This window comes from Streptomyces zhihengii (assembly GCF_016919245.1).
GTDB classification, from domain to species: domain Bacteria; phylum Actinomycetota; class Actinomycetes; order Streptomycetales; family Streptomycetaceae; genus Streptomyces; species Streptomyces zhihengii.
On record NZ_JAFEJA010000002.1, the window covers coordinates 2,262,890 to 2,287,990 of the forward strand.

General features: G+C 71.8%; 24 protein-coding genes and 1 pseudogene. 22 read left to right on the forward strand and 3 right to left on the reverse strand.

Translation table 11 applies throughout. The features are described from left to right. Positions 1-43: 43 nt before the first annotated feature. The gene (locus tag JE024_RS37370; protein WP_205378260.1) at positions 44-2,935 is read left to right on the forward strand and encodes an NACHT domain-containing protein; all 2,892 of its coding nucleotides are present in this window, start codon (positions 44-46) and stop codon (positions 2,933-2,935) included. 181 nt (positions 2,936-3,116) lie between these two features. Here JE024_RS37370 and JE024_RS37375 read toward each other — a convergent pair whose 3' ends face one another. Then, the gene (locus JE024_RS37375; protein WP_205378261.1) at positions 3,117-3,623 is read right to left on the reverse strand and encodes a MarR family winged helix-turn-helix transcriptional regulator; all 507 of its coding nucleotides are present in this window, start codon (positions 3,621-3,623) and stop codon (positions 3,117-3,119) included. A gap of 408 nt (positions 3,624-4,031) precedes the next feature. Here JE024_RS37375 and JE024_RS37380 point away from each other — a divergent pair, with 408 nt between their 5' ends. The 15 genes and pseudogenes from JE024_RS37380 (at position 4,032) to JE024_RS37445 (ending at position 16,676) form a co-directional block, all read left to right on the forward strand. Next, positions 4,032-4,766: a translation initiation factor IF-2 gene (locus JE024_RS37380; RefSeq protein WP_205378262.1), complete on the forward strand. Its 735-nt coding sequence runs from the start codon at positions 4,032-4,034 to the stop codon at positions 4,764-4,766. A 396-nt stretch (positions 4,767-5,162) separates the two neighbouring features. Further along, positions 5,163-5,513, forward strand: a complete 351-nt coding sequence (locus JE024_RS37385; RefSeq protein ID WP_205378263.1) for a hypothetical protein — start codon at positions 5,163-5,165, stop codon at positions 5,511-5,513. A gap of 520 nt (positions 5,514-6,033) precedes the next feature. Then, positions 6,034-7,389: an IS4 family transposase gene (locus JE024_RS37390; RefSeq protein ID WP_280521544.1), complete on the forward strand. Its 1,356-nt coding sequence runs from the start codon at positions 6,034-6,036 to the stop codon at positions 7,387-7,389. Between the two features lie 34 nt (positions 7,390-7,423). Continuing rightward, positions 7,424-8,089: a response regulator transcription factor gene (locus tag JE024_RS37395; RefSeq protein ID WP_205378264.1), complete on the forward strand. Its 666-nt coding sequence runs from the start codon at positions 7,424-7,426 to the stop codon at positions 8,087-8,089. Further along, entirely contained in the window at positions 8,086-9,477 is a 1,392-nt protein-coding gene (locus JE024_RS37400) for a sensor histidine kinase (protein WP_205378265.1), read from the forward strand. Before JE024_RS37395 ends, JE024_RS37400 begins: the two co-directional genes overlap by 4 nt. 7 nt (positions 9,478-9,484) lie before the next feature. Then, the gene (locus JE024_RS37405; protein WP_244883527.1) at positions 9,485-9,955 is read left to right on the forward strand and encodes a hypothetical protein; all 471 of its coding nucleotides are present in this window, start codon (positions 9,485-9,487) and stop codon (positions 9,953-9,955) included. Continuing rightward, on the forward strand, positions 9,952-10,941 hold the full coding sequence (locus JE024_RS37410; protein ID WP_205378266.1) for an FAD:protein FMN transferase: 990 nt from the start codon (positions 9,952-9,954) through the stop codon (positions 10,939-10,941). The genes JE024_RS37405 and JE024_RS37410 overlap by 4 nt, the downstream gene beginning before the upstream one ends. Then, a complete protein-coding gene (locus JE024_RS37415; protein WP_244883529.1) occupies positions 10,938-11,639 on the forward strand; it encodes a ferric reductase-like transmembrane domain-containing protein in 702 nt (233 codons plus the stop codon). The genes JE024_RS37410 and JE024_RS37415 overlap by 4 nt, the downstream gene beginning before the upstream one ends. Further along, entirely contained in the window at positions 11,636-12,979 is a 1,344-nt protein-coding gene (locus tag JE024_RS37420) for an NADH-ubiquinone oxidoreductase-F iron-sulfur binding region domain-containing protein (RefSeq protein WP_205378267.1), read from the forward strand. The genes JE024_RS37415 and JE024_RS37420 overlap by 4 nt, the downstream gene beginning before the upstream one ends. Then, positions 12,976-13,188, forward strand: coding sequence for a ferredoxin (locus tag JE024_RS37425; RefSeq protein WP_205378268.1), 213 nt, complete (start codon positions 12,976-12,978; stop codon positions 13,186-13,188). Before JE024_RS37420 ends, JE024_RS37425 begins: the two co-directional genes overlap by 4 nt. 284 nt (positions 13,189-13,472) lie before the next feature. Beyond that, positions 13,473-13,687 (forward strand): annotated as a pseudogene (locus JE024_RS41555) (heavy metal translocating P-type ATPase); the annotation flags it as partial. A gap of 67 nt (positions 13,688-13,754) precedes the next feature. Further along, complete coding sequence (locus JE024_RS37430; RefSeq protein ID WP_205378269.1) at positions 13,755-13,943, forward strand: hypothetical protein; 189 nt, start codon at positions 13,755-13,757, stop codon at positions 13,941-13,943. 195 nt (positions 13,944-14,138) lie between these two features. Then, positions 14,139-15,497 carry an MBL fold metallo-hydrolase gene (locus JE024_RS37435; RefSeq protein WP_205378270.1) on the forward strand — a complete coding sequence of 453 codons (1,359 nt, stop codon included), beginning with the start codon at positions 14,139-14,141 and terminating at the stop codon, positions 15,495-15,497. A gap of 70 nt (positions 15,498-15,567) precedes the next feature. Next, a complete protein-coding gene (locus JE024_RS37440; protein WP_205378581.1) occupies positions 15,568-15,933 on the forward strand; it encodes a rhodanese-like domain-containing protein in 366 nt (121 codons plus the stop codon). Then, entirely contained in the window at positions 15,930-16,676 is a 747-nt protein-coding gene (locus JE024_RS37445; protein WP_205378271.1) for a sulfite exporter TauE/SafE family protein, read from the forward strand. The genes JE024_RS37440 and JE024_RS37445 overlap by 4 nt, the downstream gene beginning before the upstream one ends. 47 nt (positions 16,677-16,723) lie before the next feature. On the opposite strand, the gene JE024_RS37450 is transcribed toward JE024_RS37445, so the two are convergent. After that, a complete protein-coding gene (locus tag JE024_RS37450; RefSeq protein ID WP_205378272.1) occupies positions 16,724-17,011 on the reverse strand; it encodes a metal-sensitive transcriptional regulator in 288 nt (95 codons plus the stop codon). A gap of 81 nt (positions 17,012-17,092) precedes the next feature. Between JE024_RS37450 and JE024_RS37455 the strand changes: the two genes are divergently transcribed. The 3 genes from JE024_RS37455 (at position 17,093) to JE024_RS37465 (ending at position 19,555) form a co-directional block, all read left to right on the forward strand. Beyond that, positions 17,093-17,668: a rhodanese-like domain-containing protein gene (locus JE024_RS37455; protein WP_205378273.1), complete on the forward strand. Its 576-nt coding sequence runs from the start codon at positions 17,093-17,095 to the stop codon at positions 17,666-17,668. Between the two features lie 258 nt (positions 17,669-17,926). Next, entirely contained in the window at positions 17,927-18,817 is an 891-nt protein-coding gene (locus tag JE024_RS37460) for a SigB/SigF/SigG family RNA polymerase sigma factor (protein ID WP_205378274.1), read from the forward strand. 195 nt (positions 18,818-19,012) lie between these two features. Further along, a complete protein-coding gene (locus tag JE024_RS37465) occupies positions 19,013-19,555 on the forward strand; it encodes a flavodoxin domain-containing protein (protein WP_205378275.1) in 543 nt (180 codons plus the stop codon). On the opposite strand, the gene JE024_RS37470 is transcribed toward JE024_RS37465, so the two are convergent. Further along, positions 19,521-20,207, reverse strand: a complete 687-nt coding sequence (locus tag JE024_RS37470) for a hypothetical protein (RefSeq protein ID WP_205378276.1) — start codon at positions 20,205-20,207, stop codon at positions 19,521-19,523. The genes JE024_RS37465 and JE024_RS37470 overlap by 35 nt on opposite strands. Before the next feature lie 705 nt (positions 20,208-20,912). Here JE024_RS37470 and JE024_RS37475 point away from each other — a divergent pair. From JE024_RS37475 to JE024_RS37485, 3 genes are read left to right on the forward strand one after another with little or no spacing between them, the layout of a single operon-like run. Beyond that, entirely contained in the window at positions 20,913-23,723 is a 2,811-nt protein-coding gene (locus tag JE024_RS37475) for a cation-translocating P-type ATPase (RefSeq protein ID WP_205378277.1), read from the forward strand. After that, on the forward strand, positions 23,720-24,379 hold the full coding sequence (locus tag JE024_RS37480) for a potassium channel family protein (RefSeq protein WP_205378278.1): 660 nt from the start codon (positions 23,720-23,722) through the stop codon (positions 24,377-24,379). Before JE024_RS37475 ends, JE024_RS37480 begins: the two co-directional genes overlap by 4 nt. Continuing rightward, the gene (locus tag JE024_RS37485) at positions 24,376-25,032 is read left to right on the forward strand and encodes a potassium channel family protein (protein ID WP_205378279.1); all 657 of its coding nucleotides are present in this window, start codon (positions 24,376-24,378) and stop codon (positions 25,030-25,032) included. Before JE024_RS37480 ends, JE024_RS37485 begins: the two co-directional genes overlap by 4 nt. Positions 25,033-25,101: the final 69 nt, after the last annotated feature.

Sequence of the window (25,101 nt, forward strand, 5' to 3'; positions counted from 1 at the left end):
GGTCCAAGAGGGACCGACTCGTCTGAGGGGGACAGGGCGGGGGATGGACCAGGCACGAGTCATGGAGATCTGGAATCCGGTCTCGGCGCGCTCAGGCAGCGGATACCTGATCGGCGACCGTGTGGTGCTCACCGCGCGCCACATCGTGGACGGGGTTCCGTTACGCGGGGACATGCAGGTCCGGCGGCTGGATCCGGAGGGCGGCACGGACTGGACGCACGCCGAACCGTTGTGGCTGCCGGAGGCGGCCGCTTCGGGGACGCTGCCGGACGCGGACGGTGCGCTCCTGCGGATCACCGGGCCGCACTGGCGACCGCCGGTGTCTCCACCGGTGCGGTTCGGCCGGGTCGTGGGCAAGCACCGGCTGCCCTGTGTCGGGCTCGGCTTTCCCGACGCCGCGACGCGTCCCGGCCGCGTGCGGGACACCATGGCCGTACGTGGCCATGTGGACCCCTTGCACGGCATGAAATCGCGGATGACGACGGTGCAGGTCGACGTGGGCATACTGCCGGCCCGCTCGGGATGGCGCGGCAGCTCGGGCACCGGGCTGCTGTGCGGGCCGCACCTGATCGCGGTCATCACCCTGGAGAAGGGTTTCGCCCCCGGTGTTCTGGAGGCCCTGCCCGTCAGCGTGCTCGCCGAACAGCCGGGGTTCGCGCAGACCCTGCACGCCCACGGTGTCCACTTCGTCATCGAGGACATCGACGGGACGCCTGCCGATTCCGACGACGAGCCGGATTTCACACCGATCGCCGTACCTCCGCCCTCCGCGCGGCAACGCCTGAGGAGGCTGTCGACGCCCCTCGCGGTGGGGACGACGACGACACTGGCGCTCTGGGCACTGGCCCCGTCCGCGCCGGGCGCCACATGGCCGACCGGGTCGGTCCTCGCCGGCCTCCTGGCAGGATGGGGCATCGACTGGTTCCGTGCCCCGCGGTCGGCGGGAGACGGCCGGGAAGCCGCCGTACGAGCGCTGCGTGAGGCCGTCCGGGCAGAGGTCGGGCGGCGTCGGCGGCAGTTGCTGGGCAATGACAGCAAGGCGATCAACATCACTTTCGTCACCCTGCCGCAGCACGGCAGGGACGCGGACAGAGCCTGGCCGCGTGGGGACTTCGACGGCATCGCCCGCTATATGGAGGTGCTCCGGCCCCAACGCCTGGTCATCACGGGCGAGCGCGGGTCGGGCAAGACGCTCCTGGCCTACGAACTCGTTCACCGGTCGCTCGCCCGGAAGCAGCACGACGGACCGGTGCCGATCCCGGTCGACCTGTCCGGGTGGGACACCGGCGTGCTGTTCGCCGACTGGTTCAGCGCTCGCCTGGGTCGGGAGTATCTGGGCGGTTCCGAGACCAGGGCACGCGACCTGCTGGCCGCCGGCCGCGTCATGCCGGTCCTGGACGGCCTCGACGAGATGGACGACGCGGAGGGAACGCGGCCCAGAGCCGTTGCCGCGCTCTCCCAGCTCAACCGGTTCGCGGGGCCGCTGGTGCTGACCTGCCGCTCGGACGAGTACGCCGGGCTCAGCCGCGCCGGTCGGCGTCTGCTGGACTGCGCGACAGTGCGGATCGACAGCGTCGGCCCCGCCGAGGGCTGGCGATTTCTGGTCGAGCGGACCGTGGACAGGGCCCGGCTCGCCGAGTTGGAGGACGATCTGTGCGCGGTGGGGACGGCCACGGGAGCAGTCCTGTCCTCGCCCTGGATGCTGACGCTGGCGTCACTTGCCTCGCAGACGGAAGCCGGAGCCGCGAAACTGCTCTCCTTCATCGGGGCGCCGGCCTCCGACGGACGGGCACAGGAGGAACTGAGGGCGGCCCTGCTGGAAGGACTCATCCCGTCCCTGTGCGAGCCGGATCCGGCCGACCGCCGCCGGCCGTACCGGGCGGAAGCCGTGACCCGGTGGTTGAGGTCGCTCACCGCGAGCCTGCGCGGCGGCCATGCGGCAGTGGCAGGTGGCGCCGCCATTCTTTCCCGGGACCTGGCCATCCACACGCTGTGGCCGGTCGCCGGACCACGCAAGGCCCGCTACGCCGCCGCGGCGATCACCTTCGCCTGCTGGCTTCCCGCCCTGCTTCTCCTGGCGGTCTGCCTCCGCCGCAACAACGCCCTGCCCCTGCCCGGCGCCCTGTTGCTCGCACTTCTGACCCCCGCCCCGCTGCTGTCGGCCTGGAACGCGCGCTCGCCGTACGTCCAGCCCCGCCGCATCCTGTTCCAGCGGCTGGGCAGCATACTCGGCTGGAGCCGGATGCTCCTGGGGACCGCCTTGGGCGGCGTGCTCATGCTGCCGCTGACACCCCTGTTCGGTGCGGGTTTCGCGCTGGCCGCCGGCGCCGGTTCCGCCACGGTCTTCGGCTTCGGCCTGGCGCTGTCGGTGAGGGCGGACATCGACCGCCCCCGACTCGTCGCCGTCAGTATTCCGACAGCCCTGGCGGTGGCGGCGGCGGCCGGTTACTTCGTCGGCCGACTCGGCAATTTCATCGGCCTCATCGCGGGATGCGGTGCCGGAGCGATCGGACTGGCGATGGGGGTGACCGCGGGGCTGAGCGCCGCTCGGCGCAACAACGGCGGAGAGCCGGACCCGGATCCGCCCGGCGTGCCCACGCCGCTCTCCCCTCTGCGCAATGACGTGATCGCAGGGGTGGTGTCCGGTGCCGTCGTCGTACTGCTCACCCTCTACGGGACACTGTGCGTGGAGTGGTTGCGTGTCCCCTGGCCGCTCGCCGCTGTCACGGCCCTGGCCTGCGGCGTAGCCGCGGGGCCCGGATTCGTCTCGGTCACCGGCCGCCAGCACCTCGCGCTGCTCCTGACCACGCGCGGAAAACTGCCGTGGCGCCTGACCGCGTTCCTTCGCTGGTGTCACGAACGCGGGCTGCTGCGGTCAGCCGGCACCGTCTACCAGGTTCGTCACGACGAACTCCTCGAGTGGCTGCGGCGTTGACCTCTGTCGGAGCAACCCTCCTCCCGGGTGTGTGGCGTGATGACAACGCGCCACCGGCCCGTGGCCTGCGGGTCGAGGACCTGAACGGTGCCGCCGCGTCGTCCTCCGAGAGGCCGGGCGACGGCCGGTGCCTTGCGGGTGAGCTTGCCGAGGCGACGGCAGGCACAGGTTCGGGGTGTGATCAGGCCGCTTGACGGGTGCGGGGGTTGTCGGGATCCCGCCCGGCGGGGGAGCGGAGTTGGGCTGCGAGGGCCGTGAGCCCCTCGCCCAGCGCGTTGCGTTCGGCGGGGTCCAGGTTCTCTATTGCCCGGTGGAGCATGGCGTCGCGCTTCTCGCGGATCTCCTGGAGGTGCGTCTTTCCTGCCGCGGTCAGTTTCAGGGTGATCTCGCGCTTGCTGCCGGGGCAGGGGTGGCGTTCGAGGAATCCCATGGCTTGCAGGCGGTCGCACAGCCGGCTGACGTTGGACGGCGAGGATGCCAGCACGGTGCAGGCCCTCCGCATACGGATGCCGTCGTCTCGGTCGACGGCGTAGAGCAGCCGCAGCTGCGAGGTGGACAACGGCGTGGTGGCGTGGCTGGTGGAGTTCCTGGCGTGTTCCCAGAGCACGTCGAGGAGTTCGGTGATGCAGCCTGCTGACCGGCTGGTCACATCGGATGCGGTGCCGGGGGTGGTGTCCGGTGCGGGCATGTTCTCCCCATATGTGGTGCCGGCGCCCGGCCGTCCGCCGGGCAGTGGCTCATCTGGTGCCGTCGGGTCCGGTGGGGCGGACCGTTCTTCTTCATCGACGGGGTTCGAGGGCTTCTCGATACGGGGGGAGCGGTGTCGTGAAGGAGCCCAGGCTACCGGTGATGGCCGGCAGCCGGTCCAGCCTCGCAGGTGGAGATCTTCCTGGTGCGCCTTCCTGCCGTTCACCGGCGACGGCAGGGACGGCGGCGCCCGGCTCTCCCTCGCTCTGATGCACCTCGGCGGCCCAGCCGACCCCACCCCCGGGGGACGGTTCCTGTGGCTGTCTCGGACCGACTGAGTAGGATCACCCCCATCGGTCCGAGTACGCGAGCGGCTGCCCGCCGGGCGTCGTGCAGGGGAGGTTGGGGCATGCGCCGACTCCTGCTGCTGGCACCGCTGTTGCCGTTCGTCGTCGGCTGCGGGGTGGTGGTGCAGCTCCCCGAGGAACGTGCGGCGGACGCCGCCCAGGACGTGGCCGTGGAGGCGGGTGGAAAGCTGTACGGGCAGCGTCCGCGATCGGCGGCGGAAGTCGGCCGTTCCGCCGCGGGCATCGACGGCGTCGAGGTGCTGCGTGTGACGGGCACTTCGACCCACGACGACGGCATCGAGGTGATCATCCGCACCTCCGGCTCGGCGTACGGCGACCGGCTCGACTCCCAGAAGACCGTCGTGCGGCGCTGTTTCGTCCTGCGCGTGTCATCCGGGACCGAAAGGGGTGGGACGCCCCACGGCGTCGACTGCCCGGACGGCCCTCCACTGGCGTTCGCTCCGCCACCCGAGCCTCCCCCTCTGCCGACCGGGCAACTCCGCACGCAGCTTCCCCGGGTGCCGCAGAACGGCCGCGTCGAGGCGGCCGAGGTACGCCGGGCGGTCGCTGCCCTCGACATGGATCCGGCTGTCCGCACCGAGATGAAGGAAGACGGCGGACGGGTCGGCCTTCTCCTGTCGGTCGAAGGAAACGGCTTCGATCCCCAGAGCTGCGTCCTCGCCCGTGTGGAGCCCGGGAGCACCGACGTGTGGACGCCACCCCGGGCTCAGCGCATGCCCGGCGAGGGCGGCTGCACGGTGGGCAACGCCCTGGACCCGCTGCCGGCACCGCACTGACTGCGGGAGCGTCGGTCACGTCCAGACGAGTCGTCCTTCGCTCACTCCGCAAACCGGATACTCCGCACCGCCGATTTTTGTCAGCTTCTCCGCCAGGTCGTCGAAGCAGTCGGCCAGTGACTCGTACTCACCCGTGACAGAGGCCTCACCCACGAACCAAGCTGCTTCCTCGGCATCCGAACAATGGAGCGGCTCTACGCGAACCGCTCACGTCCTGGTGGATTCGATCCCCCGGACCAGCCGGACGATCCGTTCTGGCGCAATGGGATACCCTTCCGCTTCTCGGCGGCCATGAGCATCTGCTCCGTAGCGGGCCCGCCTGCGGCACCGGGGACTGTGTGACGCCAGTCTTCAACGGCTCGGCCTCTGTTGAGGGCAGTGCAGTACCTTGCGTTCATGGAGAACGCGGGCCTTTCCGGTGGGACACCGGCACGAGCGGATCGTCTTGTCAGGGTGCTGTCGTGGTGGTGGGTGTCGGCTCCGCTCCTTCTGTGCGCACCGGCGATCGCGCACGCGATGGGATGGCCGGAGATGCGACGGGAGGCCGGTCGGGCGTTCGGTCTGCTGGCTCTGCTCACCGCCGTGCTCGCGCCCGCAGTTGGATTGGTGGTGGCACGGCTCGCGGACCGGCGAGACGTACGCGGGCGATTCTTGATCATGGCCGCGGTGTCCAGCGTCCCGGTTGTCCTCTTCCTGGTCTTCGGACTGCTGCTCGCCGAGTGCCCGGACGGCGCGGCCCGCTGCTGAGCCCTGCCTCGTAACCGCGGCCCGGTCTCCTTCGAGCGAGGCAGGCGCCCTTCCGGTCTTCAACGGGAGCTACGAGACTGGGGAATGCTTAGTTCCTTAGCTGCCAACAGGTGAGCACTGCCGGTCTCGGAAGCAGTTGAGTTCCGTGGGCAGGCCCTGCACCTGGCCGGCCGGGAGCCATGACCGCTGATATGGGGGCGCGCTCGTCGTGCTGTCGAGTGTGAGGGGCTCTTGGACCGGTCGCTGTGGGCGCCGTGGACGCTGATCGGGGACGTTCGGCCCCTGCCGCCCGCGCGTAGAGCCGGCGCACTCTGATGGTGTCAGCCCAGCAGGTCTTACACGCGCGGGAGGCGGGTTGTCCCTATATACGCCCGGACCGGGGGCGAGGTGGAGAAGACGCGGGTGCTAGTCGCAATGCCGTGTAGTTAGGGCTCTGGGCTGCTTGTCAAGCAGGCTGATGAAGTGACGGAGCTCCTGCTAGAACCGTGTCGACCAAGATCACTGTTCAGCAGGAGCTCCGTTGGCCGCCAAGTCTGTCATTTCTCGTGAAGTAGCGGTTGCGGCAGGGGCGTTTGCCCCCGGCCATCTCGGCGAGCTGACACGGATTGTCCCGTTCGAGATGGTCGATGAGGTGTTGGCAGATACCGGCAGAACCCAGCAGCGGATACGGGACCTTCCCTCGCGCGTGGTGGTGTATCTGCTGCTGGGCGGGGCATTGTTCCCGGGGCTCGGATGGCAGCAGGTGTGGCAGCGGCTGACGGCCGGCCTGGACGGACTGCCGACGGCGACTCCCACGGCCGGCGCGCTGGCCCAGGCCCGCAAGAGGCTCGGGACCCGACCGTTGCGTCACCTGTTCGACTTGCTTCGTGGACCGGCCGCGGGACTCGGGATCGCCGGAACGCGGTGGCACGGACTGCTCGTCTGCGCCATCGACGGCACGTTGATGGCAGTGCCGGACAGCCCCGCGAACCAGGCCGAGTTCACCAGGCACCGCTGCAACAATGGCGGCGCGGGATACCCCTCACTGCGGCTTCTGATCCTGGTCGCCTGCGGAACCCGAACCGTCATGGACGCGGTATTCGGTCCGGCCACCGACGGTGAGACCACCTACGCTCCACGCCTGGTCCGAAGCCTGCGGGAAGACATGATCGTCCTGCTGGACCGGAACTTCGCCGTCCAGGCCCTGATCGAAGCAGTCACCTTGAGGAGCGCACACGTCCTGGTCCGGGTGAAGGAGAACCGCAGACTGCCGGTCCTGCGACGCTTCCCCGACGGCTCCTGGCTCTCCCGGATCGGACCCGTTCCGGTCCGTGTTGTCTGCTGCGAGATCACCATCAGCACATCACAGGGACGACGCACCGGCGCATACCGGCTGGTCACAACCCTGACCGACCCCTTCACCCACCCCGCCGGCGATCTGATCGGGCTGTATCACGAGCGGTGGGAAATCGAGACCACCTATCTGGAGATCAAGTCGACGATCCTCGGCGGTCGGGTCCTTCGTGCCCGCACTCCCGCCGGTGTCGCCCAGGAAGTCTTCGCAGTGCTGGTCACCTACCAGGTCCTGCGGCTGGCGATGGCGGACGCCACCGCCAGCCGGCCCGGGACCGACCCCGACCGGGCGAGTTTCTCCATCGCCCTGAACACCGCCCGCGATCTGGTCATCCAGGCCGCAGGCGTGTTCAGTGGCGCCGTGATCGACCTCGTCGGCACCATAGGCCGCCGAATCCTGGCCGCCCTCATGCCCGACCGCCGTGTCCGCACCCGTCCACGCGTCGTGAAACGGGCCATCTCGAGATACAACGCAAGAGGCACCGTCGACCGCACCACCTACAGGGCCACGATCAGCGTCCACATCCTGACGCCCGCCCCTTGACACCGCCCACGGCACCCCTAACTACACGGCATTGGTGCTAGTCGTGGAGGATGACCGCGGCATCGCGGAGTCCTTGGTGCGTGGCCTTCGGCAGGCCGGGTACGGAGCCGAAGGCGTCCGGACAGGGCGGGAGGCGCTGTCGGCGCCGACACCCGATGTCGTCCTGCTGGATCTGGGCTTGCCGGACATCGACGGCGTGGAGGTGTGTCGGCGGCTGCGTGCCCGATCGGACGTCGCGATCATCGCGGTGACCGCGCGCGGAGAGGAGGCCGACCGGGTGGTGGCCCTGGACGAGGGCGCCGACGACTACCTGGTCAAGCCTTTCGGGCTGGCCGAGCTGCTGGCGCGGATCAGGGCCGTGCTGCGCCGCAGGCGGCCGTCCGGGCCGGAGACCCTGCGCCACGGGCCGCTGGCGCTGGACCTGCGCACCCGGCAGGTCACGGTCGACGGACGTGCGGTGGCGCTGACGCCGAAGGAGTTCGGCATCCTGGAATGCCTGGCCGTGGACCCGGGCCGAGTGGTGACGCGGCAGCAGATCCTGGAGCGGGCGTGGGACGCCCACTGGTACGGCCCGACGAAGGTACTCGACGTTCATGTGGCCGCACTTCGCCGCAAGATCGGCGTGCCGGGGCTGGTCGAGACCGTTTACGGCCGGGGCTTCCGGCTGGGGACCGTCAGGGAGTCGCGGGAGAAGCCGTGACACGGCGGATCACCTGGACGCTCCTGGTGCTCACCTCCCTGCTGCTGCTGCTGGCGGTCGTACCGCTGGCGGTGTCACTCACGGCGCGCGAGCGCGTCGCCTTCCGCGACAGTCAGCGGGCGGCCACGCGGGTGATCGCCGCGGTGGCCGAGGAGCACCTCTCCGACAACCAGCCGCCCACCGTCATGCGCGAGGAGTTGGACGCCGCGGCGAGGGCCGGGGACTGCGCCGCCGTGTACGACGCCTCCGGGCGCGTGGTGGCCCGTACGCCCTGTGCGGCGGCTGAGGGCGAGGAAGCGGAAATTATGGTACGCGAAGTGCTGGACGGGCACCGGCCCGCGGAGCCACCGCAGTCGCGGGGACGGCTTGTGACCGCAGAACCGGCCGGTGACGTACGCCGGCCCGCCGGGGCCGTCGTCCTGGCCCGCTCCGCCGGCCCGCTGGACGCCCGGATCGCGGCGATCTGGAGCTGGTCCGCCGCGATCGGTGTCGCAGGGCTGGCCGCGTCCGCGGTGCTGTCCGTGCGCCTGGCCCGATGGGTCAGTCGGCCGTTGTCGACACTGGATGCCAGTGCCCGGCGACTGGGCGAGGGGGTTCTGGACGAGCGGGCCGACGTCGAGGCCGGTCCGCCGGAAGTGCGTCGGCTGGCCGCCACCTTCAACACCATGGCGGCCCGCACGGAGGCCCTTGTGCACGGCCACCGCGCCGTGATCGCCGATGTCTCCCATCAGTTGCGCACCCCGCTGGCCGCACTGCGGCTGCGATTGGACGTCCTGGCCGCCGGTGCTGAGGGTGACGTCTCGACCGAGCTGGGTGCCGCGCAGGAGGAGATCGCGCGGTTGTCCCGGATGGTCGACGGGCTGCTGGCTGTCGCGCGTGCCGAGCAGACGACACCGCGTCCGATGGCCGTGCCGGTTGACGAGGTGGTGGCCGAGCGGGTTGCGGCATGGGGGCCCGTCGCCGAGGAACGCGGTATCCGGCTGACTGCCGTGTCGCAGGGGCCGGGACCGACCGTGGCCCTGGGCGCGGGGCATCTGGAACAGATTCTCGACAACCTGATCGCGAACGCAGTGGAGGCCGTGCCCGAACGCGGAACGATCACGCTCGACCGCGGCAGGGTGGGGGAGGGGGTTCGGGTCGTCGTGCGAGACGACGGACCCGGCATGACGGACGATGCGAAGGCGTTCGCCTTCCGCAGGTTCGGCAACCCCGAGGCCCGAGGCACGGGCCTCGGGCTGGCCATCGTGCACCGACTGGTCACCGTCAACGGCGGCACGGCACGACTGGAGGACACGCCCGGAACGGGACTGACCGTCGTCCTGGACCTGCCCGCGTGGCGGGAGGGCGCCACGGGCGGCGCGGGACGCCAAGATCTTAACCGGTTCTGAAGGCGACGTGAGCGAGTTCCTGGGCGCCGTCGACACAGCCTGGATGTGCACGCAGCCGATCCAGGCCGCCGATCCTCCAGGGAGCGCTGCCATGGCCCCCTCGTCCGACGACCTCCCGCGGACACCCGCCTCCGCCTCGCGCGCACGCGACCGCGGTCTGCGCCGCAGCCGCCGCACCACGGTGTTGGTCGCGGCCACGGCTGCCGCCGGCGCGGCGGCTCTGGGAGGCGCCTACACACATCTGCTCCCAGGTGCACCGGCCGCCCCCGCGCCGGCGAACGCACCCGTCAACAAGCCCCCCGCCTCTACCGGAGCCACTGCGGGCCAGGGCGGCGAGCGCAGCGAGTCGCCGACGGCCCACGAGGACGAGAACGACGACGAGGAGGGTGCCCCCGTGACGCCACCCGCTCCCCAGCCACCGGCCCAGCCGCCTGCCGCGACCCAGCAGCAACCGCAGACCACGACGGGGGCGTCATGACCCCGCACGACTCCGCTGTCGCTCCCTCTCGCGTCGCGTTTCCCGCCCTCGGAACAGCGGCCGTCCTGCTGGTCACCGACCCGGCCGTCCTTCGCACGGCGGAAGCGGTGCTGCGCGCCGAGCTGGCTGCCGTCGACCTCGCGTGCAGCCGCTTCCGTCCCGACTCCGAACTGACGCGTGTGAATGTGAGCGCGGGCGTCACGACGACGGTGGGCGAGTACTTCTCCGAAGCCCTGCAGTCCGCCCTGCGTGTTGCCCGCCTCACCGGCGGCGCTGTGGATCCGACCGTGGGCAGCGCGGTGATCGCATCGGGTTACGACCGCTCCTTCGCCTCCCTTTCGCCCGAGGACGTCCGCCCCGTACCCGTAGCCCGGCCGGCGCCCGGCTGGCGGCGGATCGCCTTCGACCCGCGTACCCGCCGACTGCGGCTGCCTCCCGGCACCCGCCTCGACCTCGGCGCCACTGCCAAGGCCCTGGCCGCTGACCGTGCCGCCCGGCAGATCGGCCGGGTGACCGACTGCGGAGTCCTGGTCAGCCTCGGCGGTGACCTGGCGACAGCAGGACCTGCCCCTGAGGGCGGCTGGACGATCGGCCTCGCCGACGACCACGCCCAGCCTGTTCCGCAAGGCGGTCCTGCCGTGGCGGTGACAGGAGGGGCGCTGGCGACGTCGGGCATCCGGGTACGCACCTGGCGGCGCTGCGGACGGGTCCTGCACCACATCGTCGACCCGGTCACAGGAGACCCCGCCGTACCCGTGTGGCGCACGGTCACCGTCGCGGCCGCCACCTGCCTGGACGCAAACGCCATGAGCACGGCTTCGATCGTGCTCGGCGAACGGGCTCCGGACTGGCTGCGAGCGACCGGGCTGCCTGCCCGGTTGACCGCTCTCGACGGGACCGTCACGCGCGTGGGCGGCTGGCCGCTCGACGCCGGCGCTCCCGACTCCGCCGGCTCACGGGGCACGTCTCACGGAGGCCCGCGATGACGACGCCCGCGATGACGACGCTCGCGGTGACCGGGAGCCCTCTGTGGTACGCCAGCCGCGCGGGTGGCACCCTCGCCCTGATCCTGCTCACCGCCACCGTTGTGCTCGGCATCGCCTCCGGTGGACGCACCACGCCGCGACGGATCGGCAGGTTCGAGGTCGGGCTGATGCACCGCAACCTGTCCCTGCTCACCGTCGTGTTCCTCGCCGTCCATGTGGTGACCGCGGTGCTCGATCCGTTCGTTCATCTGGGCTGGGCCGTGTCCGTCATGCCGTTCGGGGCTTCCTACCGGCCGCTCTGGCTCGGGTTGGGCACGGCCGCGTTCGACCTGCTGCTCGCGGTGCTGGTCACCAGCGCGCTCCGGCGCCGATTCGGCGTGCGCCGCTGGAAGGCCGTGCACTGGCTGGCCTACGCGGCCTGGCCGTTCGCTCTCTTCCACGGCGCCGGGACCGGCACCGACACCCGTCTCCCCCTCCAGCTGTGGCTGTATGCCGCCTGCCTCGTGGCGGTGGTCGGTGCCGTGTGCTGGCGGCTGGCGAAGGCCGGTCCCGGACGAGTCACCGGGCGCCTGGTGGCAGCCCTGGCCACCATTGCCCTACCCGTGGTGCTGACCGCCTTCCTGGCCACGGGGCCCCTGCAGCCGGGATGGGCGCAGCAGGCCGCCACGACGACGGTCCTGCCCGGAGGCGGACGATGACCTCCTCGACGCCGGTGCCCGCGCTCCACGCACACACGGCTGAGCCCGGCGGCGCCACCTCCATCCGGCTGCTGGCCGGATGGCGGGCCACCGGGCACCCCGCCGGCCTCACCGACCACCTCCAGCGCCACGGGCAGCCTCCCTTCGCCACGTTGGGAGGCGGCCAGGCGTCGACATCGTTGGTGGAGATGGTCGAGTCGGCCGGGCTCACCGGTCGTGGCGGCGCCGGGTTCCCCACCGCACGGAAGCTGCGAGCGGTGGCGGGACGCGGGGGCCGGACGGTGGTCGTCGTCAACGCCATGGAGAGCGAACCGGCCAGCCGCAAGGACCAGGTTCTGCTCGCCGCCGCGCCCCACCTCGTCCTCGACGGTGCCGTCCTCGCCGCGATCGCCGTCGGCGCCGACACCGTCCACGTGTGTCTTCCGCGCGTCCGCGCCGCCCAGTACCGGCACGTCAGCGATGCCCTGGACGAACGACGGCACGCTCGCCTCGACCCAGTGCGGCTGCGCCTGCACGCCCTTCCGCACGCCTACGTCTCCAGCGAGTCGACTTCGCTGGTCCGCTGGCTCAACGGCGGACCCGCCCGCCCGCAGGGCGGTTCGCCACGTGCCCACGAACGCGGCGTCGCCCGCCGCCCCACCCTTGTGAACAACGCCGAGACGCTGGCCCACCTCGCCCTCATCGCCCGCTACGGACCTGACTGGTTCCGGAGAACGGGAACCCCGGAGGAGCCCGGCACCGCACTCGTCACCGTCTCCGGCGCCGTCGCCGTGCCCGGCGTCCGGGAGATCGCGCTCGGCACACCTCTCGCCACGGTGCTCGACCGCCAGGAAACCCGCCCGCAGCCTCTGAGAGCAGTCCTGATCGGGGGTTTCGCCGGCACCTGGCTGCCCGCGGAACGCATGGACCTCCCCTTCACCCGGCGCGACCTGGCCCCGTGGGGTGCCGCACCCGGGGCAGGCGTTCTCATCGCTCTTCCCCGCACAGCCTGTGGTCTCGGCGAGACGGCACGCATACTCGCCTACCTCGCCGCCCAGAGCACGGACCAGTGCGGTCCCTGCCGCTTCGGACTGCCCGCCGTCGCCGACGACTTCTCCGCGCTGGCCGCCGGACGGGCCGATCCCGACCTGCTGCACCGGCTGCGACGGAGGACAGGTCTGCTGCCGGACCGGGGCGCCTGCCGCCACCCCGACGGCGCCGCCGGGCTCGCCGCCTCCGCCCTGAGCGCATTCGCCGACGACGTCGACCTCCACCTCACCCGCGGCCCCTGCGCCGGTGTGGGTCACCAGCCACCCGCCATCCCCGTACCGCCCGCCGTACCCCCGGAGACCTGGCGATGACCCGTATCAAGACGCTGCGCGTCGACCGCATCGCCTGCACCGGGCAGGGCCTGTGCGGCGAAATCCTGCCCGAACTGATCGACCTCGACGAATGGGGCTACCCCGTCATCAGGGACCCGGGAGTCCCGGAGCACCTGCGCACCCTCGCCCGCCGAGCCGTCGCGGCGTGCCCCCGCCTGGCCCTCCATCTCGATACCGACCCGCCATGACCAACACGCACGTCATCGGACATCCGGTCCCGGAACAGTGCCCTTGAGGCCGCTGCCTGGCGGCGGCCCCACGATGAGTCGAAGAGGAACAGCCAGGTCCGACGGCTGCCGCGCGGCGCAGGCCGAGGTCCGCCAGGCCTCCCACCGCATCACGACCCAGCCGCCCGACCACAGCGGACGTGTCCGCACGGCTCGAACCGGTCCTCCTGGCCTTCACCGCGAGACGGCCGGCGAGTGCTCACCGGTGCAGGCCTCCAGGTCGAACGGGCGCAGGCCGGGGCGGGTCCGCGCCGGCCGTTCGGTTGGCCGACCGCTGTGCGGCCTGGTTCCCCCCACTGTCCCGCGTCCTGGCCGGGCCCGGCCACGCTGATCAGCGGCTCCGCGATCCGCGTGGTCGCCCTCCTGGTCGTAGCCACTCCCTGCCCCCTGTTGCCAGGCCGCATTGGTCGCCATCGTCTCGGGCCTCTCGCGTGCCTCCCGTCTCGCCGTCGTCCTCAAAGCCCTGCGTGCCCCGGGCATCGACCCAACCCGCGCGCCCGGTACCCTCCCACACCGTCGAAGCGCTCATGCATCGCTTCGCCCCCTGGCACGACGACCTCCGCGACGTCCTCGGTGCCGTACGCGACGCTGCCGACAGGCTCTCCGATGCCTTGGGGCCCAGGGCGTCGGCGGCCGACGAGGAGACCCACCCGCTGCCGACCGACGGCTCGCGCTTCACGCAGGAGAAGCGGGACTGCTTCTCCCTCGCGCCGTAGCAGGTGACGCGGTCCGGCGTGGTGGGTTCCGGGAGTCCGGGCAGCGGCAGGGCCGCCGCCGTCCCCGTGTTCCGCGACCGCCTCGAGCGGGCCGTCGAGCCGGTGGCCGACACTCGCGGAATATACCCCCGGGGGTAAAGGTGTTACGGTGACGACATACCCCCGGGGGTAATTTCCAGCGAGAGGAGTATCGCGGTGTTCTTCGTTGAGGTGATCGATCTGGAGGGGCTCGGCAACCGCAGCTACCTCGCCGGCGGCGAGTCCGCGGCCGTGGCGGTCGACCCGCCGCGGGACGTCGGTCAGGTGCTCGCCGCCGCCGCGCGACGGGGCGTGCGCATCACGCACGTGGTGGAGACGCACATCCACAACGACTACGTCACCGGCGGCCTGGAGCTGGCCCGGATCGTGGGAGCGGACTACCTCGTGCCGGCCGGCGCGCACGTGTCGTTCTCCCGGACCCCGGTGCGCGACGGTGACACCGTCGACATCGACACCGGACTGACCCTGACAGCGGTCGCCACGCCCGGTCACACGCCGCACCACACCGCGTACGTGCTCGGTGAATCGGGCCGGCCGGTGGCCGCGTTCACGGGTGGGTCCCTGCTCATCGGTACGGTGGGCCGGCCCGACCTCGTGGAGCCGCGCCTGACCGAACAGGTCGCCCGGGCCCAGCACGCCTCGGCGCACCGGCTCGCCGACGCCCTGCCGGACGACACCGCTGTCCTTCCCACACACGGATTCGGCAGCTTCTGCTCCTCCGCCCAGGCTGACGGTGACGCGACGACCATCGGCAAGGAGAAGGCCGCGAACGCGGCGCTGACCGTGGATGTGGACACCTTCGTCGCCGAACTTCTCGCCGGCCTGGAGGACGTGCCCGCCTACTACGCCCACATGGGCCCGGCCAACGCGGCCGGCCCCGATCCCGTCGATCTGACCCCACCCGCGGTCGCCGATCCGGACGAGATCGCGGCGAGGCTCGCCGCGGGGGAGTGGGTGGTGGACCTCCGCAGCCGGATCGCCTTCGCGGACGGCCATGTCGCCGGCTCGTTCAACTTCGAGGCGGACGGGAAGCTCGCGACCTACCTGGCCTGGATGATTCCGTGGGGCAAGCCCGTCACCCTGCTCGCCGAGACGGCCGAGCAGTTGGCGGCGGCGCAGCGGGAGCTGGTCCGGGTCGGCATCGACCGGCCCGCCGCGGCGTCGACCGGCGGGCCCGCGGCGTGGCTCCGTGACGGCGACACCCCTGCCTCCTTCGCCCGCGCGACGTTCGCGGATCTGGCGGCCCGGAACCTCGACGACATCGTGGTCGTGGACGTCCGCCGCGCATCGGAGCGCGACGGGGGCCGGATCGCGGGCTCCGTCCACATTCCGATCCACGAACTGCACCGTCGGCTCGGTGACGTGCCGGACGGCACCGTCTGGGTGCACTGCGCGGGTGGCATGCGCGCGGGCATCGCCGCCTCGCTGCTGGACGCCTCCGGGCGGCACGTGGTGGCCGTGGACGACGGCTTCGACGCCGCTGCCGATGCCGGGCTCACCGTCGTCACCGACTGAGACAGCCGGCGCCGGCCGACGCCGGAACCACCGGAGACACCGCATGAACGAGAGAGAGGCGAACTCGACGATGTTCCTCTTCCGCAGAAACACCCCGCGTCTGTCCGTGGACGAGGCGCGCGTCCGCACCGGCGGTGAGGGGCCCGAAGCCGTCCTGCTGGATGTGCGGGAGGGGCCGGAGTGGAGGGCCGGGCACGCTCCCGGTGCCGTGCACGCCCCGCTCACCGGCCTGGCGGCGGGGTCCGCACTGCCGGCTTCCGCGCGGGGTCGCCCGCTGGTGGTGATCTGTCGCAGCGGTCACCGCTCGCGGCAGGCCGCGAAGCTGCTCGTCGAGCGGGGTGCAGAGGCGGTGGACGTGCAGGGCGGCATGAACGCGTGGGCCGCCGCCGGATTTCCGGTCGTCGACGAGCGCGGGAACAGCGGCTCGATAACGTGAGCACCCTGATTCTCGCCCTGGCCGCAGGGGCCGTCATCGGTCTGGCCCTGGGCGCCCTCGGCGGCGGTGGCAGCGTCCTCGCGGTCCCCGCCCTGATCTACCTGCTCGGTTTCTCCCCGGCGTCGGCGACCACCGCCAGCCTGATCATCGTCACCGCGACCTCGGCCACCGCCCTGTACGCCCATGCCCGGAGCGGAGACGTCGCCTGGAGGACCGGCGCACTCTTCGCGGCCGCGGGCATCGTGCCCGCGTTCCTCGCCGGAGCCGTGGCCGGGAGTCTTCCCGCGGCACTGCTCACAGGAGCCTTCGCGGTCGTCGCCGCCGTGGCCGCACTGCGGATGCTCCGCCCGGGCGTGGCGGCACCGCCCGAACGGGTGCGCCCCGCCAAAGCGGTAGGCGCGGGCGCCGGACTCGGTGCCGTGACGGGATTCCTCGGCGTCGGCGGCGGGTTCCTCGCCGTCCCTGCCCTGGTCGGCGTCCTGGGGCTGCGGATGAAGCGGGCCGTCGGCACCAGTCTTCTCGTCATCACGGTCAACTCGCTGGCCGCGCTCACCGCGCGGACGGGGGCCGGCGGGGACCTCCGCTGGGAGGTGATCGCACCCTTCACCGGCGCGGCGATCCTGGGCGCGTGGGACGGCAAACGCCTCGCGGCAAAGATCACCGGGCAGACCCTGCAACGCATCTTCGCCCTCGTCCTGCTGGGAGTGGCGGTGCTGATGCTCGTCGACGTCCTCGTCCGGTGACCGCGGGCGAGCGGCGCCGCCGGTGCGAACGACGCACGGGCGGTACGTCAGGCGAGGGAGAGGAACAGCTTCTCCAGCCGGCCTCGCGTCTCGTCGCGGTCCTCGGTGGTGCGGCTGCCGTCCTCCATCTCCGTCATGCACTGCTGGAGACCGGTGGCGATGATCGCGAACCCGGCCCGGTCGAGGGCCCGGGAAGCCGCCGCCAGCTGCGTGACGACCTCCTCGCAGTCCCGCCCTTCCTCGATCATCCGGATCACTCCGGAGATCTGTCCCTGCGCCCGGCGCAGCCGGTTCAGGACCGATTTCAGTTCCGCTCCCGCCAGTTCGATCTCCATCACCACTCCTCACGGATACCCCCAGGGGTAATCTACTCCCCTTTGCCGGGGCCCCGCCGAAAGAAAAGGATGACATCCGCCGTGACCACGCCCCTCACCCTCGGAGCCGGAGAAGCCCGCTCCCGCCTGCACGAACTGACCGTCATCGACGTCCGCACCCCCGGCGAGTACGCCGGCGGTCACGTGCCCGGTGCCCTCAACATCCCCCTGGACCAGATCCGGCACGCCCTTCCGGACATCCGCCACGCCGCCGATCGCGGTGACGTCCTGGTCGTCTGCGCATCGGGCGCCCGTTCGGAGACCGCCTGCCGCGTTCTCGCCGACAACGGCATCGACACCGCCACGCTCTCCGGCGGCACGGGCGCCTGGGCCGCCGCGGGCCACGACCTCCAGCGCCCTCAGGGCGGCGCCCGCGCCACCTGGGGCATGGAACGGCAGGTCCGATTCACCGCCGGCACCGTCGTGCTCCTCGGCCTTCTGCTGGGCGTCCTCCTCCACCCGGCCTTCCAGATCCTCTCCGCGGGCATCGCCGCCGGACTGGTCTTCTCCGCCCTCACCAACACCTGCGGCATGGCCGCCATGCTTGCCAAGCTGCCCCACAACCGGCCCGGCCGCGCCGACCTCGACGACACGCTGACTCGGCTCCGCAGCCGCTGAGCCGGCGAGGACGGGGGACCGGCACGGGCCGGTTCCCCGCCCTTTCCCTGCCGTTGCGGGCGAGCGGCCGAGTGGTCGGCAGGCGGCGTCAAGGTGTTCGAACAGTCACCCGCATCGGTGCCGCATGCGCACATACGGGCAGGCCGAAGGGAAAGGGGCTGGACCCGCCGGAGAAGCGACGGTGCGCCGGGCGTATCCCCGTCGTCCGCGGGAAGGCGTCGGTCCGGCAGGAGTGCACCACCGGTGAGGGGCGAGCACATGGCAACGATTTCTGCGCCGAAGGCCGACAGCGCGGCGGACATCGCGCCCGGCGCGCCGGGAGAGCGGGCGGTGGAGGCGGAGGAGCTGCCCTGGATCGAGGACGCGGGCAAGGTCGCGCCGATGGACGCCCGAGCCCTGTCCAAGGTCTTCTTCGAGCGTCTCCAGGTGCTGGAGGAAGGCACCCGCGACCATCAGTACGCGCGCAACACGCTCATCGAGATGAACCTGTCCCTCGTCCACTTCGCGGCCCGCCGTTTTCGCAGCCGTGAGGGCGGTGACATGGACGAGGACATCACCCAAGTCGGCACCATCGGGCTGATCAAGGCGATCGACCGCTTCGACCTGTCCCGCGAAGTCGAGTTCACCACCTTCGCCATCCCCTACATCGTCGGGGAGATCAAGCGTTTCTTCCGCGACACGACCTGGGCCGTCCACGTTCCCCGACGCCTGCAGGAACTGCGTGTCACTCTCGCGAAGGCGAAGGACGACCTCGCCGGGCGTCTGGACCGTGAGCCGACCGTCGCGGAAATGGCCCGCCATCTGGAGATGAGCGAACAGGAGGTCATCGACGGCCTGATCGCCTCCAACGGCTACAACGCGGGCCCGCTGGACCTGCCCGGGGAGGGCGAGGGCCCGGCCGGTGTCGCCCGTCCCTACTCCGACGCCATGGGTGCGGTGGATCCCGCACTGGAGACCGTCGAGGACCTGCACACGCTGGCCCCCCTCCTCGGCCGGCTCGACGAGCGGGACCGCCGGATCATCGGAATGCGGTTCGGTCAGGAGATGACCCAGGCCCAGATCGGCGCCGAACTCGGGATCTCCCAGATGCACGTCTCCCGTCTTCTGTCCCGGGCGGTCTCCCGTCTCCGGAGCGGCTTCTTCGCCTGAACGACGCAGCCGTTCGTATCGTCACGAGAGGTGCCGGGAGAGGGCCGAACGGCTGTCACGCGGGGACCGTCGGGCCCTCGGCGACGGCCCCTGGCTTCGTATCGTGGAAGCAACGGGCTTGTTCAGGGGCTCGGCTGACCGCTTCGGCGCCGGTATGCGTGGTGTCCGCGCCGAAACGAAGAGGGCGGACGAACCATGGTGCAGGTGCTGGTCCTTCATGCCTCCGCGCACCACTCCACACAGGAGATCGCTTCGCGGATCGGCGAACGGCTGAGAACGCACGGTCATGATGCCGACGTGCGGGCACTGGACCAGGTGACCGGCGGGCACTGGCTCGACCAGTGCGACGCATTGGTGCTGGGAAGCGCGATTCACAACGGGGCTTGGCTGCCCCCTGCCGAGGCCCTCGTGCGTGGTGCGGTGCGGCAGTTGCGTGATCGGCCGGTGTGGATGTTCAGCGTCGGTATGTCCGCCGCTCTGCCCGGACCTGTGCGCCGTTTCGCGGACCGTGCGGTCCAACCGCGTATCGCCGAACTCGTCGACCTCGTCCGCCCTCGCGAGCATCGACGGTTCTCCGGGGTGATCCGGCGCGAGCACCTGGACCGCAAGGGGGCCGTCTTCTTCCGCCTTCTCGGTTGTCGCTATGGCGATCACCGGGACTGGGCGGCAGTCGAAGCGTGGGCTGACGAGATCGCAGCACAGCTCACGAAGCTGGCCGCCCGCCGCAGGGCGGGATGACATCTGCCGCTGCACCGCCGAGTACGGGGAAGGCGGCAAGCAGCGTCACCTGGAGCATGTGCAGCGCCGTGGACGCCACGATCCCGCCTGCGTCGAAGACGCCCATCGCCTGCCGCACGGCACCCTCCCAGAGATCCGCGTGCCGCGGCGTCGCGACGTGCCGCGGGTCAGGACGGCGCGTGCCCCACCGGTCCGGGGAGATGTGGTCCGGACGAGTCCAGGCCAGTGTGACCGCGCGGGCGGAGAAGGACGGACCGGCCCGTCCCGTGGTCGGCATGCCGGGCCTGCGCAGCAGCAGTGCGTCACCCCTGGCCGCGGTCGCCCGCTCCGAGCCGACGGTGCATTCGACTTCTCCGGACAGGACGGTGAGGGCCGTGACCCGCCCTTGTGCCGCCAGGGTGAAGCCGGTGCGGGCCGCGACGTCGAACTCGTCGATCCTGAAGAGCGGCCACGTCGCACAGCGCATTCCCAGCGTGGTGTGGTGCGTGGCCTCGTCGAAGGCGACGCGCGCCGCGAAGGCGCGCTCGCACCACGCGACGGCGCGGCTCGGTACCCGCACGCTGTGGCGGCTCGCGCCGACGGACACCGCGGTCGGGCAGTTGTGCGCCTCTGCCACGTTCCGTGCGCGGGGCAGCAGAAAGGACGTGTGCACTGCCGGCCGGTGATCCTCGTGCATCGCCATGCCTTCCGTTCGGAGCGAGTGGCGGTGCCGGATTGCTCCGAAGCGCGACAAGCGTGCAGAGGTCACCCTGGGAAGGGCGATGAGGTCACCGAAGGGCCATCCGTACGCTCTGTCAAGGGGCACGTCGTCCGACGAACCGGAACAGGCCACCGTTCCGGGTGGGCCTTCGCCACCGAACGTACTCCCGCGGCCTACGGTCCTGTCGCGGCAGCGGGCGCTGTCGCGGTCGCGGTCGGGCCTGTCGTCGGATGTGTCGCGACGGCCTGCTTCTCCTGGCGGTGGGTCTTCGCCGGGGAGGTCCTGCTCGTGCCCGGCATCCTGGTTCTCGGCCGCGGCATCGCCGACGCGCCGGTCTCCGGAGGCCCTCGCATCGATCTCGTCGGCTCCGCGCTGTCCGCTGCTCGGCCTCGGGCTCCTCGCCCACTGCCGCCCGCCCGCCGCCCCGTCGTGACCGTCCCGGCGGACGGCCCGGACGTCCCGCACCCCTGCCCCGGACGGCCCTGGTGGCGGCCTCCGGGCGGACGCAGGATGACAGGATGCCGCGTTTCGTGACGGCGGCCGGCGAGGAACGGCCGCCGCAACCCTGGAGCCCGTGATGGACGACTCACCCGCGGCCCTTCGCACGATCCGTAGGGTGACACCGGCGGCGAGGGCCGGAGCACCGCACGGGCCCGCATGATGCGCACCACGACCCACGCGTCGGCCCGCGCCGCGGCGGGCGGTGGTCCCGCTGCTTCCCGTCCTGCCGCTGTCGTACGTCTCGCGGCCGCCGACGTCTTCTCCGCGCTGGACACCTCGCGGCGCGGGCTCACACCCGAACAGGCGGCCGAGCGGCTGGCGGAGTACGGGGAGAACCGGCTGCCGCGGCCCCGCCGCCGGCCGGTCCGGAGAGAGTTGCTCGCACAGTTCAGGGACCTCTTCGCGGTAGTCCTGCTGGTCGCCTCGGCGATCACCTTCCTGGCGTACGGACTTCAGGAGCCGCGTGAGGCGGGCACTCTGCAGCTCGCGGTCGCGATTCTGGCCGTCGTCGTGCTGAACGCGGGCATCGGCTTCGCGCAGGAGTACTCGGCCGAGCGTACGGCGCAGGCCTTGGCGGCGATGGTGCCGCAAGCCTGCCGGGTGCTGAGGGGCGGGGAACGGCTGGACGCGCCCGCCCGCGAGCTGGTGCCGGGGGACGTGGTGCTGCTGGAGGCCGGGGACGCCGTGTCGGCGGACTGCCGGGTGGTCGAAGCGCACGAACTCGCGGTCGACAACGCGCCCTTGACCGGGGAGAGCCAGGCGGCGGGCCGCACGGCCGAAGCGGTGGCGGCCGGGCCCGCGTTGGAGGCCCGCAACTGCGTCTTCATGGGGACCGATGTCGTCGCCGGCTCCGGGCGTGCCGTGGTCTTCGCCACGGGCGCCTCCACCGAGTTCGGCCGGATCTACCGGCTGGCCGCTGCCGCCCCCCGGCAGAGGACCCCGTTGCAGCGCCAGGTGGCCGTCATGGCCCGCCGGGTGGCAGGGGCGGCCCTGGCGACCGGGGCGCTGATGTTCGCTGTACGGCTGCCCGCCGGGGAGTCGGTTCTGCCCTCGTTCGTGTTCGCGCTGGGGGTGATGGTCGCCCTGGTGCCGGAAGGTCTGCCCGCCACCTTGTCGGTGTCCCTGGCCATCGGCGTGCGCAGGATGGCGCGGAGGCAGGCCCTGGTCAAGCAGCTGCTCGCGGTGGAGGCGCTCGGATCGACCACCGTGGTGTGCACCGACAAGACCGGCACGCTCACCCAGGCGGAGATGACCGTCACCCGGGTGTGGGCGGCCGGGAGCACTCATGAGGTGACGGGCGTGGGCTACGCCCCGCGCGGGGAGGTGGGCGACGCCGCGCCCGTGCGTGAGCTGCTGCGGGTGGCCGGTCTGTGCTGCGACGCGCGGCTGGTGCCGCCGTCGGGACCCGGGGAGCGCTGGCGGGTGCTGGGCGACACGACCGAGGGCGCGCTGCTGGTCGTCGCGGCCAAGGCCGGTCTGGACATGGAGGCGGAAGCGGCGGCAGCACCGCGGGTGACGGTGTTCCCCTTCGACTCCCGGCGCAAGCTGATGACCACCGTCCACCGGATCGCGACGGGCCACCAGGCATGCGTCAAGGGAGCCCCTGCCGAACTGCTGGCGCGCTGTACGCACGCGGAACGTGACGGGCGACGGGAGCCCGTGACCGAGCGGGACCGTGCGGCGGTGGTGGCGGCGGGCGACGGACTGGCCTCCCAGGGACTGCGTGTGCTGGCCGTCGCCCGACGCGAGGTCGACGGGCCCCGACCCACGCGGCAGGAGGCGGAGTCCGGTCTGGTCCTCCTCGGCCTGGTGGGCATGCTGGACCCGCCTCGGCCGGAGGTCACCGAGGCGGTCGCCGCCTGCCGGCGGGCCGGTATCCGGATCGTCATGGTCACGGGGGACCACCCGCTGACCGGAGAGGCCGTGGCCCGCAGGGTGGGGATCGTGCGGGGGCCGGATCCCGTGGTGGTGACCGGTGCGGGCCTGGACACCATGGGCGGCGAACAGCTCGACGCACTGCTCGCCGAACCGTCTGAACTGCTGTTGTGCCGCGTCAGCCCGGAGCACAAGATGCGCGTGGTCGAGGCCTTCCAGCGGCGGGGCGAGGTGGTGGCGGTCACCGGCGACGGCGCGAACGACGCCCCCGCGCTCAAGCACGCGGACATCGGTGTGGCGATGGGGGCCGGAGGCACCGACGTGGCCCGAGAGGCGGCCGCGATGGTCCTGCTGGACGATTCGTTCGCCTCCATCGCGGCGGCCGTCCGGCTCGGCCGGGCCGTCTACCAGAACATCCGCAAGTTCCTCGTCTATCTGTTCAGCCACAACATCGGGGAGCTGGTCCCCATTCTGGCGGCCACCTTCGCGGGCTTTCCGCTGGTGCCCATCAGCGCTGTGCAGATCCTCGCCATCGACCTGGGCTCGGACGTTCTTCCGGCCCTGGCCCTGGGCGCCGAGCCCCCTGAGCCCGATGTCATGGACCGTCCCCCGCGATCCCGCCGGGAGCGGCTCTTCTCGGCCGCCGTGATGGGACGGGTCCTGTTCCTCGGCGGTATCCAGGCCGTCTGCGTCACGGCCGTCTTCTTCTGGCACGTCCTCGCATCGGGGATCCCGTTCGACGACTTCACCAAGGACACTCCCGTCTACCGGGAGGCGATCACCATGGTCCAGGCGGGGATCGTGCTCAGCCAGTTCTTCAACGCGCTCGCCGTGCGCACCGACCGGCAGAGCATCCGGACGGCGGGCCTGTTCTCCAACCCCGCCCTGCTCGCCGCGGGCGGCTTCGGCCTCGCCCTCATGGTCGCGGTGAGCTATCTGCCGCCGCTCCAGGCAGTCTTCGGCACCGCTCCGCTCGACGCCGAGGACTGGGCCGTCCTGGCCGCGCTCGGCACCCTGCCGCTGCTGGCGGACGAGATCCGCAAGGCGTCGCTGCGCCGACGCGATGCGCGCCGGGAAGGAGCCCCACCGTGAAGGTCGTCATCGTCGGCTGCGGACGGGTGGGTGCCGCCCTCGCCGCTCTCCTCGCCGCGGAGGGGCACGAGACCGAGGTCGTCGACCGGTGCCCCCGGGCCGCCGGTCGGCTGCCCGACAGTCCTCGCATCCGCTTCCACGAGGGCAACGGCTTCAGCCGCGCCGTGCTCCGTGACGCCGGGATCGGGCACGCGGACGCCTTCGTCGCCGTCACCTCGCGGGACAACAGCAACATCGTCAGTGCGCGTACGGCGAAGGACACCTACCGCGTGCCGATCGTCCTCGCCCGCGTCCACGATCCACGCCGCGCCGACATCTACCGCGACCTCGGCATCCCCACCGTGTCCGGAGTCCGCTGGACCGTGCACCAGTTCCACCGGATGCTGCTGCACCGCCACCTCAGCCCCGAACTCAGTTTCGGCAACGGGGAGTCCCTGCTGGTCCGCTCGGAGGTGCCCGCCTACCTCGTCGGCCGGCGGCTGACCGAGTTCGACGTCGACGGCGAGATCCGTGTCGTCGAGGTCACCCGCGCGGGACGTTCCCTCATCCCCGCGCACAGCACAACCGCGCAGGCGGGCGACCTCGTCACCGTCGCCGTCGCCGCGACGGCGCTCGGCAGGCTGCGCGGCTTCCTCGGCAAGGAGCCGGGAACGTGAACGTACTCATCGCCGGCGCGGGACGGCTCGGCACCCAGATCGCCCAGGTGCTCTCCGCCGCCCACAACGCCGTCACCCTCGTCGACACCGACGAGGACCGCCTGGCCGCCCTGGAAGGCCGGGTCCCGGTGCGGCTGATGGCGGGCGACGCCTGCGAACCTGCCCTCCTGGAGCGCTCCGGCGCCCTGACCGCTGATCTCCTCATCGCCACCACCGGCGACGACGAGGACAACCTCGTCATCAGTCTCCTCGCCAAGAGGCAGTTCGCTGTGCCACGCGTCGCCGCTCGTGTCAACGAAGCCGACAACGCCTGGCTGTTCGACGACCGCTGGGGCGTCGACGTCGCCGTGCCCTCCGCCACCCCGCTGATCTCCCTCATCGAGGAGGCCACCGGTGCCACCGACACCGTGGCCCTGCTGAGACTCAGCAAGGCCGGGGTCGAGGTCATCGAGACGGCCATCACCCGGCAGTCCCGGACGGCGGGCCGGGCCCTGGGCGACGTGGTCCTGCCCGAGGGCACGGTGGTCGCCACCATCGTGCGGGACGGGCAGCCGACCGTGCCGGACCCGGCGGAGAGGTTGCGCCCCGGTGACGAACTCCTCGTCGTCTCCCACACGGCCACCGAGCAGGAGATCCATGCGGCTTTCCAGTGAGTGGCCACCGCTCCGCGGTGCGAGCCGCCCCGCAGCCGCCTGCGCCGTCCGGTGGCGCACTCCCGGGGC